The organism is Falsiroseomonas oryzae (assembly GCF_027856955.1).
Taxonomy (GTDB): domain Bacteria; phylum Pseudomonadota; class Alphaproteobacteria; order Acetobacterales; family Acetobacteraceae; genus Falsiroseomonas; species Falsiroseomonas oryzae.
This window is the reverse complement of record NZ_JAPSMD010000094.1, coordinates 1-15267: the sequence shown is the minus strand read 5'-3', so window position 1 is coordinate 15267 and position 15267 is coordinate 1. Positions and strand designations below refer to the sequence as shown.

General features: G+C 71.5%; 16 protein-coding genes, 1 tRNA gene and 1 pseudogene. 13 read left to right on the top strand and 5 right to left on the bottom strand.

Annotated features, from left to right (window positions below; all coding sequences use genetic code 11):
* Together OZN99_RS11910 and OZN99_RS11905 are read right to left on the bottom strand one after the other, a co-directional pair.
* Positions 1 to 205 (bottom strand): hypothetical protein (locus OZN99_RS11910; protein ID WP_270935439.1); only part of this gene is annotated, 205 nt, incomplete at its 3' end.
* A complete protein-coding gene (locus OZN99_RS11905; RefSeq protein ID WP_270935438.1) occupies positions 205 to 1212 on the bottom strand; it encodes a hypothetical protein in 1008 nt (335 codons plus the stop codon). The genes OZN99_RS11905 and OZN99_RS11910, both read right to left, overlap by 1 nt.
* A 288-nt stretch (positions 1213 to 1500) precedes the next feature.
* Between OZN99_RS11905 and OZN99_RS11900 the strand changes: the two genes are divergently transcribed.
* From OZN99_RS11900 to OZN99_RS11840, 13 genes are all read left to right on the top strand, one after another.
* Positions 1501 to 1923 carry a CBS domain-containing protein gene (locus tag OZN99_RS11900; protein WP_270935437.1) on the top strand — a complete coding sequence of 141 codons (423 nt, stop codon included), beginning with the start codon at positions 1501 to 1503 and terminating at the stop codon, positions 1921 to 1923.
* A gap of 146 nt (positions 1924 to 2069) precedes the next feature.
* Positions 2070 to 3074, top strand: a complete 1005-nt coding sequence (locus tag OZN99_RS11895; protein ID WP_270935436.1) for a TRAP transporter substrate-binding protein — start codon at positions 2070 to 2072, stop codon at positions 3072 to 3074.
* Complete coding sequence (locus OZN99_RS11890; RefSeq protein ID WP_270935435.1) at positions 3074 to 3589, top strand: TRAP transporter small permease; 516 nt, start codon at positions 3074 to 3076, stop codon at positions 3587 to 3589. Before OZN99_RS11895 ends, OZN99_RS11890 begins: the two co-directional genes overlap by 1 nt.
* Positions 3586 to 4878: a TRAP transporter large permease gene (locus OZN99_RS11885; RefSeq protein WP_270935434.1), complete on the top strand. Its 1293-nt coding sequence runs from the start codon at positions 3586 to 3588 to the stop codon at positions 4876 to 4878. Before OZN99_RS11890 ends, OZN99_RS11885 begins: the two co-directional genes overlap by 4 nt.
* Before the next feature lie 25 nt (positions 4879 to 4903).
* Entirely contained in the window at positions 4904 to 5983 is a 1080-nt protein-coding gene (locus OZN99_RS11880; protein ID WP_270935433.1) for a hypothetical protein, read from the top strand.
* A 5-nt stretch (positions 5984 to 5988) separates the two neighbouring features.
* Positions 5989 to 6873: an FAD binding domain-containing protein gene (locus OZN99_RS11875; RefSeq protein WP_270935432.1), complete on the top strand. Its 885-nt coding sequence runs from the start codon at positions 5989 to 5991 to the stop codon at positions 6871 to 6873.
* Complete coding sequence (locus tag OZN99_RS11870; protein ID WP_270935431.1) at positions 6866 to 7339, top strand: (2Fe-2S)-binding protein; 474 nt, start codon at positions 6866 to 6868, stop codon at positions 7337 to 7339. The genes OZN99_RS11875 and OZN99_RS11870 overlap by 8 nt, the downstream gene beginning before the upstream one ends.
* Complete coding sequence (locus OZN99_RS11865; protein ID WP_270935430.1) at positions 7336 to 9639, top strand: xanthine dehydrogenase family protein molybdopterin-binding subunit; 2304 nt, start codon at positions 7336 to 7338, stop codon at positions 9637 to 9639. The genes OZN99_RS11870 and OZN99_RS11865 overlap by 4 nt, the downstream gene beginning before the upstream one ends.
* Positions 9636 to 10130, top strand: a complete 495-nt coding sequence (locus OZN99_RS11860; RefSeq protein ID WP_270935429.1) for a CoxG family protein — start codon at positions 9636 to 9638, stop codon at positions 10128 to 10130. Before OZN99_RS11865 ends, OZN99_RS11860 begins: the two co-directional genes overlap by 4 nt.
* 31 nt (positions 10131 to 10161) lie before the next feature.
* Entirely contained in the window at positions 10162 to 10983 is an 822-nt protein-coding gene (locus OZN99_RS11855; RefSeq protein WP_270935428.1) for an alpha/beta hydrolase, read from the top strand.
* Positions 10984 to 10987: 4 nt separating this feature from the next.
* Positions 10988 to 11596 carry a TetR/AcrR family transcriptional regulator gene (locus OZN99_RS11850; RefSeq protein ID WP_270935427.1) on the top strand — a complete coding sequence of 203 codons (609 nt, stop codon included), beginning with the start codon at positions 10988 to 10990 and terminating at the stop codon, positions 11594 to 11596.
* 197 nt (positions 11597 to 11793) lie between these two features.
* Positions 11794 to 12369, top strand: coding sequence for a hypothetical protein (locus tag OZN99_RS11845; protein WP_270935426.1), 576 nt, complete (start codon positions 11794 to 11796; stop codon positions 12367 to 12369).
* A 57-nt stretch (positions 12370 to 12426) separates the two neighbouring features.
* Positions 12427 to 12503 (top strand) — tRNA-Thr (locus OZN99_RS11840).
* A 118-nt stretch (positions 12504 to 12621) separates the two neighbouring features.
* Here the strand turns inward: OZN99_RS11840 and OZN99_RS11835 are convergent.
* From OZN99_RS11835 to OZN99_RS11825, 3 genes and pseudogenes are all read right to left on the bottom strand, one after another.
* Positions 12622 to 14118 carry an MFS transporter gene (locus OZN99_RS11835; RefSeq protein ID WP_270935425.1) on the bottom strand — a complete coding sequence of 499 codons (1497 nt, stop codon included), beginning with the start codon at positions 14116 to 14118 and terminating at the stop codon, positions 12622 to 12624.
* Between the two features lie 46 nt (positions 14119 to 14164).
* Positions 14165 to 15058 carry a fumarylacetoacetate hydrolase family protein gene (locus OZN99_RS11830; protein WP_270935424.1) on the bottom strand — a complete coding sequence of 298 codons (894 nt, stop codon included), beginning with the start codon at positions 15056 to 15058 and terminating at the stop codon, positions 14165 to 14167.
* 8 nt (positions 15059 to 15066) lie between these two features.
* Positions 15067 to 15267, bottom strand: a pseudogene (locus OZN99_RS11825) (tripartite tricarboxylate transporter substrate binding protein); the annotation flags it as partial.

Below are 15267 nucleotides of genomic sequence, written 5' to 3'. Positions count from 1 at the left end.
AGCCGGAGGTCGCGCGCTGCAGCGCGCCCACCGCCCCGGCGCGGTCGGGCTGCGGCACGGGGGCCACGGGCAGGGGCTGCACCGCCAGCCGCGCCTGCATGGACCAGTCGCGCAGCGCCGAGTAATCATCCGCGCAGCCGGTCAGCGCGCCGAGCGCCGCCAACAGCATGCCGTGCCGGCGGCCGATCCGCGCGTCCTGGCCCATCAGAAGCTCATCCCGATGCCGAAGGAATAGCCGCTCACATCCTTGTCGCCGAAGAAGTAGCGGCCGATCAGGCGCACGCGGTTCAGGTTGATGCCCATGGCGCCCAGCTCCCAGCGGCCGGTGTCGAACTCGATGCCGCCGCCGACCTTCGCTGACCAGGCGAAGCCCAGCGTCTCGCGCTGGTCGCCCAGGTAGTAGCTGGCGCTGCCGTCCAGCACCCAGCGCAGCGGGCGCCCGAACACTTCCCGCCCGGTCGGCCAGCGGTAGCGGGTCCAGAGGCCGATCGTTTCCGCCGTCGCCTGTCCGCGTGCGGCGGGCAGCGTGTCGCCGAAGGTGCGCAGCTGGATCTGCGTGTAGCGCAGCTCCACGTCGATGTCGCGCTCCGGCCGGTAGTCGTAGTAGGCCAGCGTCAGCGCGCCGCCGATGCCATAGACATTCACGTGCAGGCTGGTCAGCGGCGAGATGTCCACGCCCGTGCGGAACTGCACGAACTCGCCGAACAGCGACGCGTCGGACGCCGCGTATCCGAGCGAGGCGTTCAGGATCGGCCGCAGCCAGAGATTCTCCGCCAGGCGGATGTCGTAGCCGATACCGATCGTGCTCGCGACGTTGTTCCAGCGCAGCGGGCTCTTGCGGTCGTCCACCCCGCCGCTGAACACTGCGCGCGGATCATAGCGGGCATAGCCCAGGTAGATCTCGGTGAAGAGCGGGAAGGACTCGCCCCAGGTGAAGCCGAAGCCCATCTGCCCGAGCGTCAGCGTCGGGTCGGAGTCGCCGGAGAGCGTGGTGCGGTCCAGCTGCAGCGCGTTGGTGGAGCCGTCGGGCACCACGTTGTAGCCCATCAGCCCCAGCACGCCCGAGCCGCGCGGGCGAATGGACTCGCGCAGGGCACGCAGCCGCTCCGCCACCTCGTCGCGGATGGCGCCGACGGCGGGGGCGCCGTTGCCCTGGGCCTGGACCGGCACCGGCCCGATCGCGGCCGCCGCCGCCATGCCCCAAAGCAGCATCGGAATCGGGCTGGCGGCTCGCATTGCGGCGGAACCTTCGCCCGTCTCCCTCGGAAAACCAAGGCTTGCCCGCTCCGCCGGGGGCAAATGCGGTGCCGCTGCAACACAAAGGTCACAAAATACGGAGCCGGGCGCCGCCGGCCGGCTATCTTGACATAGCGCAGTGCGGGGCCCGGCAGATCGCCCGAAGCTGCGCGCCGCGCCCGAAATGCCGCACCGGCGGCGCCGGGCAGGGAATGCCGCATGCCGGCCCGGCCGCCTAGCCGCGGCCAGGGAGGACAGGACGCGATGCACGAACGCAGCATGGCCGAAATCATCCGGAACCAGTCCCCGCTGGCGCTGGGCCCGGACACCACCGTCGCCGACGCCTGCGCCGCCATGCACCGCCGGCGCGTCGGCGCCGTGCTGGTGACCGAGGGGGATGGCCGCCTGCTCGGCATCTTCACCGGGCGCGACGCGGTGCGCTGCCTGGCGGAAGGCTGCGACGCGCGCGCCACGTCGCTGCGCCAGGTGATGACGCCGAACCCGGTGACGCTGGCGCCCGACCAGCCCGCCATGGCCGCGCTGCGCCTGCTGGACGATTGCGGCTTCCGCCACCTGCCGGTGTGCCGCGACGGCCGGGTCTGCGGCATCGTCTCGCGCTACGATTTCCGCGCGCGGGAGCATGCCCGCCTGGACGAGGAGACCGGCTACTTCGAGGCGCTGCGCTGAAACGCTGCCCGGCACCTCCGCAAAAACCGAACGCAGTTTGCTGTTGACAGGCCCCCGCCCGCCCCTGCGAAGCTGATCCGTCCGCCCCACGCGGCGGATGATGCGGCGCCGCGCGCGCCGCCACGCAATGGGGGAAGGTTCAGGCGATGGTCTCGTCCAGGCGTTCCATGCTGCGCGCGGCGGCTGCCGCCGCCGTGCTTCCGCTGCCCGCTTTCGCGCAGCAGCAGCCGCTCCAGCTCCGCATCTCCACCGTCGCGCCGGAGGCCGAGCCGACGACTCGCGCGTTGCGCAGCTTCGCCCAGAAGGTGGAGGCCGCGCTGCCCGGCCGGGTGAAGGCCGATGTCTTCCCCGGCGGCTCGCTGTTCCGCCAGGGTACCGAGATCACCGCCATCCAGCGCGGCCAGCTGGAATCGGCGACGCCGCTGTTCTTCGAGTTCGACCAGCAGCTGCCGCAATGGGGGGCGCTGGGCGCGCCCTTCGCCTTCCGCGACGGGCCGCACCTGCTGGCCACGATGCGGGGCGAGATCGGTCAGGCCTTCTACGCCGCCGCACAGCAGACCATGCAGCTGGTGGCGCTCGACATCGGCTACATCGGCACGCGCCACGTCAACCTGCGCACCCCCGTCACCGGCCGCACGCCGGACGCCCTGCAGGGCCTGAAGCTGCGCGTGCAGCCGGGCGGCCGCGCTGCGGTGGCGATCGGCCGCGGCCTGGGCCTGACCCCGGTGCCGATGCCCGTCACCGAGGTGTATGTCGCGCTCCGCTCCGGCCTGATCGACGCCACCGAGAGCCCGCTGCCGGTCACCGAGGCCACCCGCGTCAGCGAGCTGATCCAGCAGGTCGTCCTCACCGGCCACCTGGTGCAGCCCTTCGTGCTGGTGGTGGGCGAGCAGTTCATGGGCCGGCTGGACGAGGCCGGCCGCACCGCCGTGCGCCAGGCCGCGCGCGCCGCGATGGACGAGCTCTATGCCGAGACCTCCGGCGCCGAACGCTCCCTCGTCGGGACCTTCGAGGGCCGCGGCATCCGCTTCCTGACGCCGGACCGCGACGCCTTCCGCACCTCCTGCATGCGCCAGATGGAGCAGGAGGGGCTGACGGCACGCTGGCAGGCGGGGCTGCTGGACCGCATCGGCGGCGTGCGCACCTCCTGATGGCGGCACGCCTTGGCGCAGGGCTGCTGCTGGCCGCGCGCTGGGTCGGGGGGATCGCCTTCGTCGCGATCTTCCTGACCTTCGTCGTCGCCGTCTTCATGCGCTACGTGCTGCGCGAGCCGCTGCAATGGTCCGACGAATTCGTCACCATCGCGGCGATGTGGGCGATCTTCTGGCTGTCCGCCTTCGTGCTGCGCGACCGCGACCACGTCGCGATCGGCCTGGTCTACGACGTGCTGCCGCCGCAGGGCCGCCGGCTCTGCCGCATCCTGGTCGCGCTGATCCTGGGCGGCCTGTTCGCCGCGGCGATCCCGCCGGTCATGGACTACGTGCTGTTCCTCTGGCGCAACCGCACCAACATCCTCGAATGGCGGCTGGACTTCGTCTTCCTCTGCCTGCCGATGTTCCTCGCCGCCTGCGTGGTCCGCGCGGCCGCGGAGCTCTGGGCCATGCTGCGCCCTGGCTGGCGCGCGACGCTCGCCGCCGAGGCCGACGGCGCGGCGGGACCGGCATGAGCACCGGCCTCTGGGTCCTGGTCGTCGCCTTCGCGGGCCTCGTCCTGCTGCGCGCGCCGGTGGCGCATGCGATGTTCGCCGCCGGCATCGCCTATCTGCTGGCCACGCGGCAGGATGTCGGGCTGCTGGTGGACCAGGTGCTGACCAGCATGCTGACCATGTACGTGCTGCTGGCCATCCCGATGTTCATCCTGGCCGCCAACCTGATGAACGCGGCGACGGTCAGCGAGCGCCTGTTCGGCGCCGCCAATGCGCTGGTCGGGCGGCTGCGCGGCGGGCTTGGCCATGTCACCATCCTCGTGACCGCCGCCTTCAGCTCGATGAGCGGCAGCGCGGTCAGCGACGCGGCGGGGCCCGGCCTCGTCTCGGTGCGGATGATGCGCCAGGTCGGCGCCTATCCCCGCGGCTTCGCCGCCGCCGTCGCGGCCTCCGCCGCCACCACCGGCCCGATCATCCCGCCTTCCATCGCGCTGGTGATCTACGCGCTGCTCAGCAACACCTCGGTCGGCGCGCTGTTCCTGGGCGGCCTCGTGCCGGGGCTGCTGATGGTGGTCGCGATGATGGCGGTGGTCGCCATCCAGGCGCGCCGCATGCGCCTGCCGCCCGGAGAGGCGATGGGGCTGCGCCTGGTGCTGCACCATCTCGGCCGCGCCGTGGTGCCGCTCTCCCTGCCCGTGCTGCTGCTGGGCGGCATCTGGGGCGGCGTCTTCACGCCGACCGAGGCCGCGGCCGTCGCCGGCTTCTACGCCCTGCTGCTCGGCATCTTCGTCTACCGCACCATCGGCCCTCGCAGCTTCGCGCGCGTGGTCGAGGAATCGATGGTGCAGTCGGCCTCCGTCATGCTGCTGGTCGCCGGCGCCTTCATCGTCAACTACGCCGTCACCAACGAACAGGTGGCGACCCGCTTCGCCCTGATGTTCGCGGCGCTCGACCTGGACCGCACGGAATTCATGCTGCTGGTGATGGTCGCCTTCCTGATCCTCGGCTGCTTCCTCGACATCGCGGTGATGCTGCTGGTCTTCGTCCCCGTGCTGCTGCCCACCGCCACGGCGCTGGGCGTGGACCTCGTGCATTTCGGCGTGGTGATCACGGTCAACTTCATGATCGGCATGATCACCCCGCCCTACGGCGTGCTGCTCTTCGTGATGAGCTCGCTCACCGGCACGCCCCTGCAGGAGATCGTGGCGGCGGTCTGGCCCTTCGTCCTCGCGCTGACGATCACCCTGCTGCTGTTGGCCCTGGTCCCGGGCACCGTCACCTGGCTGCCCCGCACCTTCGGCTTCACCTGACCCCGTCCCAAGGGAGGCTCCCCCCATGCAAAGCTCCGCCATCCGCACGCAGGAAGTGAACCCGGCCAAGCTGACGCAGCTCTACCAGCGCCAGTTCACGATGAGCGCGGTGACGAAGGGCGAGACGGTGGCGCTGGTCACCGACCTCGGCACCCGCCGCGAATACGTGCAGGCCGCCTTTGCCGCGGCCGAGAACCTGGGCGCCGACGTCTACGAGATGTGCGTGAACTCCATCCCGTCCTGGACCAAGGTCGGCGTGCCGACCATCGGCCAGTGCAAGGGCACGCTGGAGGCGATGATGGCGGCCGACATCATCGTCATCTTCCACGTCCCCCTGTTCACCAAGTGGCTGAAGCAGGTGATGGACCGCGGCGTGCGCGTGCTGATGATCATCGACGCGCCGGACGACCTGGAGCAGCTGCTGTCGCCCGCCGGCCTGAAGGAGGCAATGAAATACGCCGAGAGCATCTACCGGACCACCAAGACCGTCCGCGTCACCAGCGAGGCCGGCACCGACTTCACCTATTCCTGCGGCGAGTATCCGGTGATGACGCAGTGGGGCTACGCCGACGAGAAGGGCCATTTCGACCATTGGGGCGCCGGCCACATCCACACCTTCCCCAACGAGGGCAGCGCGCAGGGCAAGGTGGTGATCCAGCCCGGCGACATCATCATCCTGCCCTATTGCCGCTACGTCACCGACGCCGTGCAGCTGGAGATCCGCGACGGCCACATCACGAAGGTCGAGGGCGGGCTGGACGCCAAGCTGATGCGCGACTGGCTGGAGGACGGCAAGACGCATGAGGGCGACCGCGATCCCTACGCCGTCTCCCATCTCGGCTGGGGCATGAACCCGCAGGCCAAGTGGTACTGGATGGGCCTGAACGGCGATTCGCCCGAGCGCAACCGCGCCGCCGCACGCGTCTTCCCGGGCAACTTCCTGTTCTCGACCGGCCCCAACACCCAGGGCGGCGGCAAGCGCGCCACGCGCGGCCACTACGACGTGCCGATGCGCGACTGCACCGTCAGCCTCGACAACCGCGTCATCATCGAGCGCGGGAAGTTCGTGGACCCGAAGCTCGTCGTCGCGCGGGAGGCGCGCTGACCGCGATGCAGGCGGAAGGCGCGCCGACCGCGATGCACTACGCGGAGCCGGAGACGCTGGCGGAGGCGCTGTCGGCACTCTCCGCCGAGGGTGCGCGCTGCCTGGCCGGCGGGCAGTCGCTGGTGGCGATGATGAATGCCGGCCTGCTCGCGCCGCCCGTCCTCGTCTCGCTGCGCCGCGTGCCCGGCCTGGATGCGGTCGAGCCGCGCGAGGATGGCGGGCTGCGCCTCGGCGCCATGGCGCGTCACTTCGAGGTCGCGCGCCTGCAGCCACGCTCCGGCGGTGCGGAGATCGTCGTGGAGGCCGCGCGCCGCATCGGGCATCCGGCCATCCGCAACCAGGGCACCATCGGCGGCTCCATCGCCCATGCCGACCCGGCCGCCGACTACCCCACCGCCATCACCTGCGCCGAGGCCGTGGTGCAGGTGGCCGGCCCGCAGGGCGCGCGCGCGATCCCCGCCGCCGACTTCTTCCACGGCTACTACGAGACCGCCTGCGCCCCCGACGAGATCGTCATTGGCATCGAGGTGCCGCCCGGCCCACCGGGCGCGCGCGCCCACTACGAGAAGCTGATGATCGTGGATGGCGACTTCGCCGTGGTCTCGGTCGCCGTCATGCTGGCGATGGAGCGCGGTGCCTGCAGCTTCGTCCGCCTCGCGATCGGCGCCGTCGCCGCCACGCCGCTGCGCCTGGCGGACGCCGAGGCGGCGCTGCTCGGCACCGCGCTGGACGATGCCACGCTGGCCCGCGCCGGCGCCTTGCTGGCCGAGGCCGCGGACCCGGTGGACGACATGCGCGGCTCCGCCGCCTTCCGCCGCAAGCTCATCCCGCGCCTGCTGCGCCGCGCCGTCGCCGAGGCGCGCGCCAAGGCGGAGGCCGCTCATGCTTGACCGGATCGCCCTCACCCTCTCGGTCAATGGCGAGCCGCGCGAGATCCGCGTGGCGCCGATGACCACGCTGCTCGAGGCTCTGCGCACCGAGCTCGCCCTCACCGGCGCGAAGCGCGGCTGCAACCAGGGCGTCTGCGGCGCCTGCACCGTGCTGCTGGACGGGCGCCCCGTGCGCGGCTGCCTGACGCTCGCCGTAGCCGTCGGCGAACGCGAGGTCACCACGGTGGAGGGCCTGGCGCCGCCCGGCCAGCTCGGCCGCGTGCAGGAAGCGCTGGAACAGGTCGGCGCCGTGCAATGCGGCTTCTGCACGCCGGGAATCGTGCTCGCGCTGGAAGGCCTGCTGCGCGAGACGCCGCACCCGGACGAGGACGCGCTGCGGGAGGCACTCTCCGGCAACCTCTGCCGCTGCTCCGGCTACGTGAAGATCCTCGAAGGCGCGCGCCGCGCCGTGGAGGCCGCGTCATGAACGCCTTCGTGGACCCGCTCGGCGCCAGCCCCGCGCGGCTGGAAGCGCGCGACAAGCTCTCGGGCAGCGCGCGCTACCTGGACGACCTCTCGCGCCCGGGCATGCTGCACGCCGCGATCGCGCAGAGCCCGCACGCCCATGCGCGCATCCTCTCCTGCGACGTGTCGCAGGCGGCCGCCCTGCCCGGCGTGATCGCCATCGTGACCGGCGCGGACATCCCGGCGCGCCGCGTCGGCGGCATGGTCAAGGACGAGACCATGCTGGCGGTCGGCAAGGTGCGCTACATGGGCGAGCCCGTCGCCGCCGTCGCGGCACGCGACGCCGAGACCGCGCGTCTCGCCGCCCAGCTCATCGCCGTGGAGTACGAGGTCCTGCCGCATGTGCTGGACCCCGAGGCAGCGCTCGCCCCCGGCGCGCCGATCCTGCACGAGGACCAGGCGCAATACGTGCGCACCATGGAGGGCGGCGGCAGCGGCAATCTGGTGTGGCAGGCGGTGCTGGCGGAAGGCGACGCGGAGGCCGCCTTCGCCGCCTGCGACGTGGTGGTCGAGGGCATCTACGAGACGCCCGCCCAGTATCACGGCTACATGGAGCCGAACGGCGTGCTGGCTGAGCCGGAGGCGAACGGCCGCGTGCTCGTCATCGCCTCGTGCCAGTCGGTGCACCACGTCCAGCAGCGCGTGGCGGACGAGCTCGGCATCCCCATGTCGCAGGTGCGCGCGCAGGTGCCGAAGGTCGGCGGCGGCTTCGGCGGCAAGCACGCCAGCAACATCCACTCCATCTGCGCCTGGCTGGCGCGCGCCACCGGCAGGCCCGTGAAGCTGGCGTTGTCGCGCACGCTGGACATGGAGATCCAGCGCTCCCGTCATCCCGCGCGCATCCGGCTGCGCACCGGCGCGAAGCGGGACGGGACGATCGTCGCGCGCCATGCGGAGATCCTGCTCGACGGCGGCGCCTATGCCGACGAGAGCCCGAACGTCATGACCTTCGCCATGCTGATGGTGCGCGGCCCCTACCGCATCCCGCATGTGCGCATCGAGGGCCGCGTCGCCTACACCAACAAGCTGCGCGCCGGGTCCTTCCGCGGCTTCGGCAACCCGCAGGCGAGCTTCGCCGGCGAATCGCAGATCGACGAACTGGCCGCGAAGCTCGGCATGGACCCCGTCGAGCTGCGGCTGAAGAACGCCGTGCAGCAGGGCGACCGCTGGATCGGCGGCCACACCCTCACCACCTGCCGCCTGTCGGACTGCCTCGCCGCCGTGCGCGACGCGCAGGCCGCCGCGCCGAAGCTGCCCGCGCCGCGCCACGGCCGGCGACGCGGCATCGGCTTCGCCAGCCTCACCCATATCTCCGGCCTTATGGGCACCGCCGCCAGCGTGCACATGCGCGCCGACGGCACCATCGCGCTCAACACGGGCTGCGTGGACATCGGCCAGGGCTCCGACACCGTGATGACGCAGATCTGCGCCAGCCTGCTGCAGGTGCCGATCGGCCAGGTCGCCTATGCCGCGCAGGACAGCGACCTCTCGCCCTACAACTGGAAGACCGCCGGCAGCCGCTCGACCTACATGACCGGCCGCGCCGTGGTGGGCGCGACGGAGCAGGTGCGGGAGAAGATCCTCGACCACGCCGCCGAGATGATGGAATGCGCCAAGGCCGATCTGGAGCTGCGCCCAGGCGGTCGCGTCGGCATCGCCGGCGTGCCGGGCCGCGAGGTCGGCTTCCGCGAGGTGGCGATGCGCTCCCTCTTCAAGTCCGGCGGACCCATCATGGGCTTCCACGGCTTGGTCTATGATGGCGAGCGCTTCGACCCGAAGCGCGCCCTGATGCAGCGCCTCGCCTTCGACAACCTCGGCGTCTACACCTTCGGCGCGCAATGCGTGGAAGCCGAGCTGGACGAGGTGACCGGCAAGGTCGAGGTCCTGCGCATGTTCTCCGCCCATGATGTCGGCCGCGCCATCAACCCCGTCTCCTGCGAGGGCCAGATCCAGGGTGGCATCGTGCAGGGCCTGGGCTACGCGCTGACCGAGGAGCTGGTCTGGGACGATGACGGCCGCCTCGCGAACCCCTCCTTCGCCGACTACAAGCTACCGGGCATCAAGGACGTGCCGCGGCAGATCGTGCCGATCCTCTTCGAGGAGCCGGAGCCGACTCATCCCGTGGGCGCGAAGGGCGTCGGCGAGATCTCCATGGTCGGCACCGCGCCCGCCATCGCCAATGCCGTCGCGCAGGCCGGCGGCCCGCGCCTCCGCCGCATCCCCATGACGCCCGAGCGCGTGCTGGACGCGCTGGAGCCGTGAGAATCGAAGGAGCGTTTCCCGTCCCCGCGCCGCTTCCCGCGGTCTGGGCGGCCATCCTCGACCCCGAGGTGGTCGGCCCCTGCATCCCCGGCTGCAGCGCCATCGAGGTGCTGTCCCCCACCGAATACCGCGCCACGGTGCGCGTCAGCGTCGGCCCCATCGGCACCAGCTTCAACGTCGTCGTCACCGTGACGGAGATGGAGGAGCACGCGCGCATCGCCTCCGTCACGCGCGGCGAGGAAGGCTCGCGCGCCAGCCTGCTCACCGCGCAGAACCTGCTGCTGGTGCGCGGCACGGAGGATGGCGGGACGGAGGTCGCCTATGCCTCGGAGGTCTCGATCTCCGGCCGGCTCGGCAAGTTCGGCCTGGGGCTGATGCGCAAGAAGGCCGCCGAGCTCGCCACGACCTTCGCGACCAACCTCTCGGCGCGCCTGGCGCCGCCGGGCTGCGGCGGCCCGATGACCGGAGGGGCGGCAGCCCCGGAGGTCTGAATCGGTCCGCCCGACATAAAAGGACACCGCCATGCGTCTCGAGGACTACCCGCCGCAGGAGCCGCTCTCGGAAGCAGGCCAGCGCTTCGCCGCGGAATGCTGGCAGCGCGGCGAGGGCATCGCGGCGGAGGAGCACGCCTACGGCCCCGACCCCTACCAGCGCCTGCTGGTGATGCCCGCGCCGAAGCCGAACGGCGCGATGCTGCTGGTGTGGCACGGCGGCGGCTGGACCTCCGGCTACAAGGAATGGATGGCCTTCATGGCGCCGGCCTTCCAGGCCGCCGGCATTACCTTCGCCTCCGCCGGCTACCGCCTGGCGCCGCAGCACGTCTTCCCCGCGGGCTTCGAGGATTGCGCCGACGCCGTCGCCTGGCTGCACTGCAACGCCGCGCGCTGGGGCGGCGATCCCGCGCGCCTCTTCGTCGGCGGCCATTCCGCCGGCGGCCACTACGCCGCGCTGCTCGGCACGCGGCGCGACTGGCAGGTCCCGCGCGCCCTGCCGCCGGAGGTGCTGCGCGGCGTGCTGCCGATCTCCGGCTGCTACGAGTTCGGCGAGGGCTCCGGCCTGTCGATGCGGCCGCGCTTCCTCGGCGCGGAGGGCAACGAGCGGCTCGCCAGCCCGCTCAACTACCTGGATGCACCGCCGCGCCCGATGCTGCTGGCGCACGGCACCGCCGACTTCGCCCACCTGATCCCGCAGGCCGAACGCCTGGAAGCCGCCTGCGCCGCGGCCGGGGGCAGCGTGGCGCGCATCGCCATGCCCGGTCGCAACCACTTCACCGCCTGCTTCGCCGGCGGCGAGCCCGACGGCCCCTGGGTGCCGCAGGCGCTCGCCTTCATCGCGCGGGCCTGACCGCATGGCGCAGGTGAAGAAGGCGGCCGTCCGGGACGCCATCCTGGACGCCGCCTTCCGCCTGTTCCGCGCGCATGGCTACGCCGCGACGACCATCACCATGATCGCGGGCGAGGCCGGCTGCTCCACCGCCAATGTCTATGTCTACTTCCCCTCCAAGTTCCGCATCGCCTTCACCCTCTACGATTCCTGGTTCCGCGCGCGGGTGGAGGCACTGCGCGCGCATGTCCACGCACTGCCCGCCCCGCGCGATCGCCTCTTTGCCATCCTGCACGCGCTGTGGTGCGAGATCCCCCGCGCCGACAACGGCTTCGCCAACTGCTTCATGGAGGCGATCTCCACGCTCGGGCCGGAGGACAGCTACGAACCCACGCTGCTGCGCTGGGCGGAAGCGCAGATCGGCGCGCTGCTGCGCGACTGCCTGCCGGAAGCCGAGCTCGTCGCGCCGGTGCGCCTGGCGCGCGTCGCGCTGATGGCCTTCGACGGCTTCGCCATCGGCCGCAAGCTGAGCCCCGACGGCGCCTGCGACCACGCGACGATCGAGCAGATGGTGGACCTGCTGCTGCCGCCGCGGCCGGCACGCCGCCAAGCGAAGGCAAGCTCGCAGGCGTAACTCCGTGTGAGGACGGGGGGGGGGGCCCCAGGCACAAGCCGCACGGAGCCTTGACACGCGACCCAACGGCCAGGAAACGCACGAGCGTCCTTGGCAGATGCGCCGCACATCGCTCCATGATGGACCATCATTGCCAAAAGTCTTGCAACCAAGCCGGTCCTGCCCTAGATCAATCCGCGAAGTGACGGAGTCGGGCCGTGGCCGAAGTTGATGTGCTTCGCAAAGCCATAGAGAGGGTGGAAGTTGCTGAGGCCGAAGCTGCCAAGGCCAAGCGCCTAGTGAACCAGATCTGCGAGTTGCTCGGACGCGAGCCGATGTATGCCGAAGCAGCCATCGAAGAGGCCGCAGGCATGGCGCGCCCGACAGTTCAGTTCAGGCCTGACGAATTTGTCGGCATGCCTTTTGCGTCAGCGGTACGACGGGTTCTTACAGCTCGGAAATCGGCCATGCCCGACAACGCCCCGGCGTCCTCCGATGAAATTCTGGAAGCGCTTGTCACCGGTGGATTCGAATTTGACACGAAGGACGACGTGGAACGGAAGCGTGGTCTGCGGGTCAGCCTGTCGAAGAACACCCCCACCTTCAGGCGAATTGGTGATCAGGACAGGTGGGGGCTGGTGGAATGGTACAACGGCGCATTCCGAGTTAGGCCACGTCCTGGCCAACGGTCCCGATCACCCGCGGCGCAGAATGTCCCGGGTAGTTCCGCCGAAGTCGCTGCTTCTTCGATCAACGTTGTTGATTGTGCGTCAGAAGCAGAGGGAGAGACGTAGGATTCGGGCGGGGCAGCTAGATGCGTGCGCCAACACGCACCTAGCTGCTGGTCCGACGCGCTGGTAGCTCAACTGGATAGAGCGGGTGCCCGGTAAGCCTCAGGTTGGGGGTTCGAATCCCTCCCAGCGCACCATCCAGCGAGCGCGCGCAGCCCCGAATTTAGGCTGCGTGCGCTCCGCTGCAACAGATTTCTGTGACTGCAGGCCAGTTTGCGCCAAGGCACAAGCAGCTAGCGCCTACACAGTTCAATTCTACACCCGCTGCAGCGGCACCCGCGTCGTCAGCCAGGCGGCCACCGCCACCATGGCCGCGGCGCACAGGAAGGCCGCGCGGAAGGCGCCCGTCATCGCGTCGCGGAAGGCCGCCTGCGCCGCGGCGTCCAGCCCGGCCAGTGCCGCCGGCCCGGCATTCACCAGCGCCACGAACAGTTCCGCCGCACCGCCCCCTTGCGCCACCAGCGCGCCGAACAGCACCGCGCCGATCAGCGCCGTGCCGGCGGCGGAGCCGAGCGAGCGCGTGAACTGTACCGAGGCGGTGGCGGAGCCCAGCCGCTCCCGCCCCGCCGCCTGCTGCACCACCACCTGCACCATCGGAAAGGAGGTGCCGAGCCCCACCGAGACCAGCCCGAGCACCCCCGAGAGCACCGCCACCGGCATCCGCCCCGTGCCGAAGGCCACCACGCCCAGCAGCAGCGCCGCAAAGCCCAGGCCGAAGCCCGCCAGCAGCATCGTCCGCCCGGTGCGCGCCAGCACGCGGCCCGAGACCATCGCGCCGAAGGCGGCGAAGACCGCCAGCGGCAGCAGCGCCACGCCGGCGGCGGAAGGCCCCAGCCCGCGCACCGCCGCGAAATAGATCGGCATGAAGGCGATGCTGCCGACGAAGGCGCCGGAGACCAGCGCGGAGAGCAGGTTGGCCCGCCACACCGAAGGCTCGCCGAGCAGCCCGAGCGGCAGCAGCGGATCGCGCGCGCGCCGTTCCTGCCGCCACAGCAGCCACAGCGCGGCGCCTGCCAGCAGCGCCAACCCGGCCGCCGCGGCCAGCCCGCCTGGCGAAAGCCGCCGCGCCTGGTCCAGCGCCAGCAGCACCGGCCCGACGAACAGCGCGAACAGCACCAGCCCGGCCCAGTCGAAGGCGAAGCCCCGCGCATCGCCCTTTGCCGCGTTGCGCAGCCGCCGCACCGCCAGGATCGCCGCCAGCAACGCCAGCGGCGGCTGCAGCAGGAACACCGCGCGCCAGCCCAGGAACTCCGTCAGCACGCCGCCGGCCACCGGCCCCAGCGCGCTGGCCGCGGCGAAGACGGCGGCGATATAGGCCTGGAACCGCCCGCGCTCGCGCGCCGGCACCACCTCCGCGATCAGCGCGACGGAGAGCGAGATCAGCCCGCCGCCGCCGAACCCCTGCACGATGCGCGCCAGCGCCAGCAGGTCGAGGCTCGGCGCCACCGTGCAGAGCGCCGCACCCGCCGCATACATCCCCAGCGCCACCAGCAGCATCCGCCGCCGGCCGAAGGCGTCGCCGATGCGGCCATAGACCGGCGCCGCGATGGTCGTCGCCACCAGATAGGCGACGACGATCCAGGACACCCGCTCCACCTCGCCCAGCGACCGCGCGATGGCGGGCAGCGCCGCGGCGACGATGGTCTGGTCCAGCGCCGCGCCGAACATCGCCAGCCCCACCGCGGGAAAGACGCGGAAGAACAAGCGCCGCAGCTCGGCGGGGTCGGGTGCGGCGGTCTCAGGGGGGGGCATCGGCCCCAATCTAGGCGGTTTCGCCGTGCCGGGAATGCGCCGGCCGCTATGCTTCCCCCGGCGCCACGATCCGCGTCGTCAGCCGCATCACGCCCTCCAGCCCCGCCACGCAGACATCGCCGGGGCGCAGATAGAGCTCCGCCGCGTTGGGCTGCCCGATCGCCGTGCCGCGCGGCGCGCCGGTGGCGATCACGTCGCCGGCCTCGAAGGGCATGAAGCGGCTGAAATGCGCGATGATGCCCTCGATGCGGTGGATGTATTCGTCGGTGTTCACGCGCAGCCGCTGCTGCCCGTTCACCTCGCAGGTCAGCCAGAGGTCGTAGGGATCGGCGATCTCGCCCAGCGGCACGGCATAGGGCCCCACCGGCGTGAAGCCCGGCATGTTCTTGGAGACCCAGAACTTGGTGCCGAGCTGCACCTCCTGCTTCTGGATCTCGCGCGCCGTCAGGTCGTTCAGCACGGTGATCGCGCCCACGTACTCCCGCGCACGCTCCCGCGGCACCTGGAAGGCGCGGGCGGTGACGATGAAGGCCAGCTCCGGCTCGTAGTCGAAGGTCGCGATGCCCTCCGGCCGCACCACGCGCGCGCCCTCGCCCACCAGCGTCTCGTTCAGCTTGATGAAGCTGGTCGGCTCCTGCGGGTCCTCCTTCAGCATGCCCTGCGCCACCAGCTCCGCGCGGTGCACCCTGCTGTTCTTGCCGACGCAGAAGATCTTGCCCGGGTCCGGGATGGGCGGCAGCAGGTGGCAGGCGGCCAGCGGCAGCCGGACCTTCGCGTTCGACACCTGGCTGCGCAGCGCCGGCAGCGGCAGCTTCAGCGCGCGCCGCATGTCCCAGTCCGGCCCGAGATGGGCCGTCAGGTCGATCATTTCCTCGCCCTCCGCCGCGCCGAGCCGCGGCCGCACGTCGCCGGGGGAGAGGAAGGTCGCGAGACGGATCATGCGGAACTCTACTCCAGGGTGATGTTGCGCTCGCGGACGACGCGCTGCCACTTGGCGATGTCGGCGTCGATGTAGGCCGCGAAGGCGTCCGGCGCCATCGGCTCCGGCTCGGCGCCCAGCGCGGCCAGCCGCGTGCGCGTCTCCGGCGTGGACAGCGCGCGCGCCGCATCGGCCGAGATGCGCGCGGCGAGCGGCGCGGGCATGCCGCG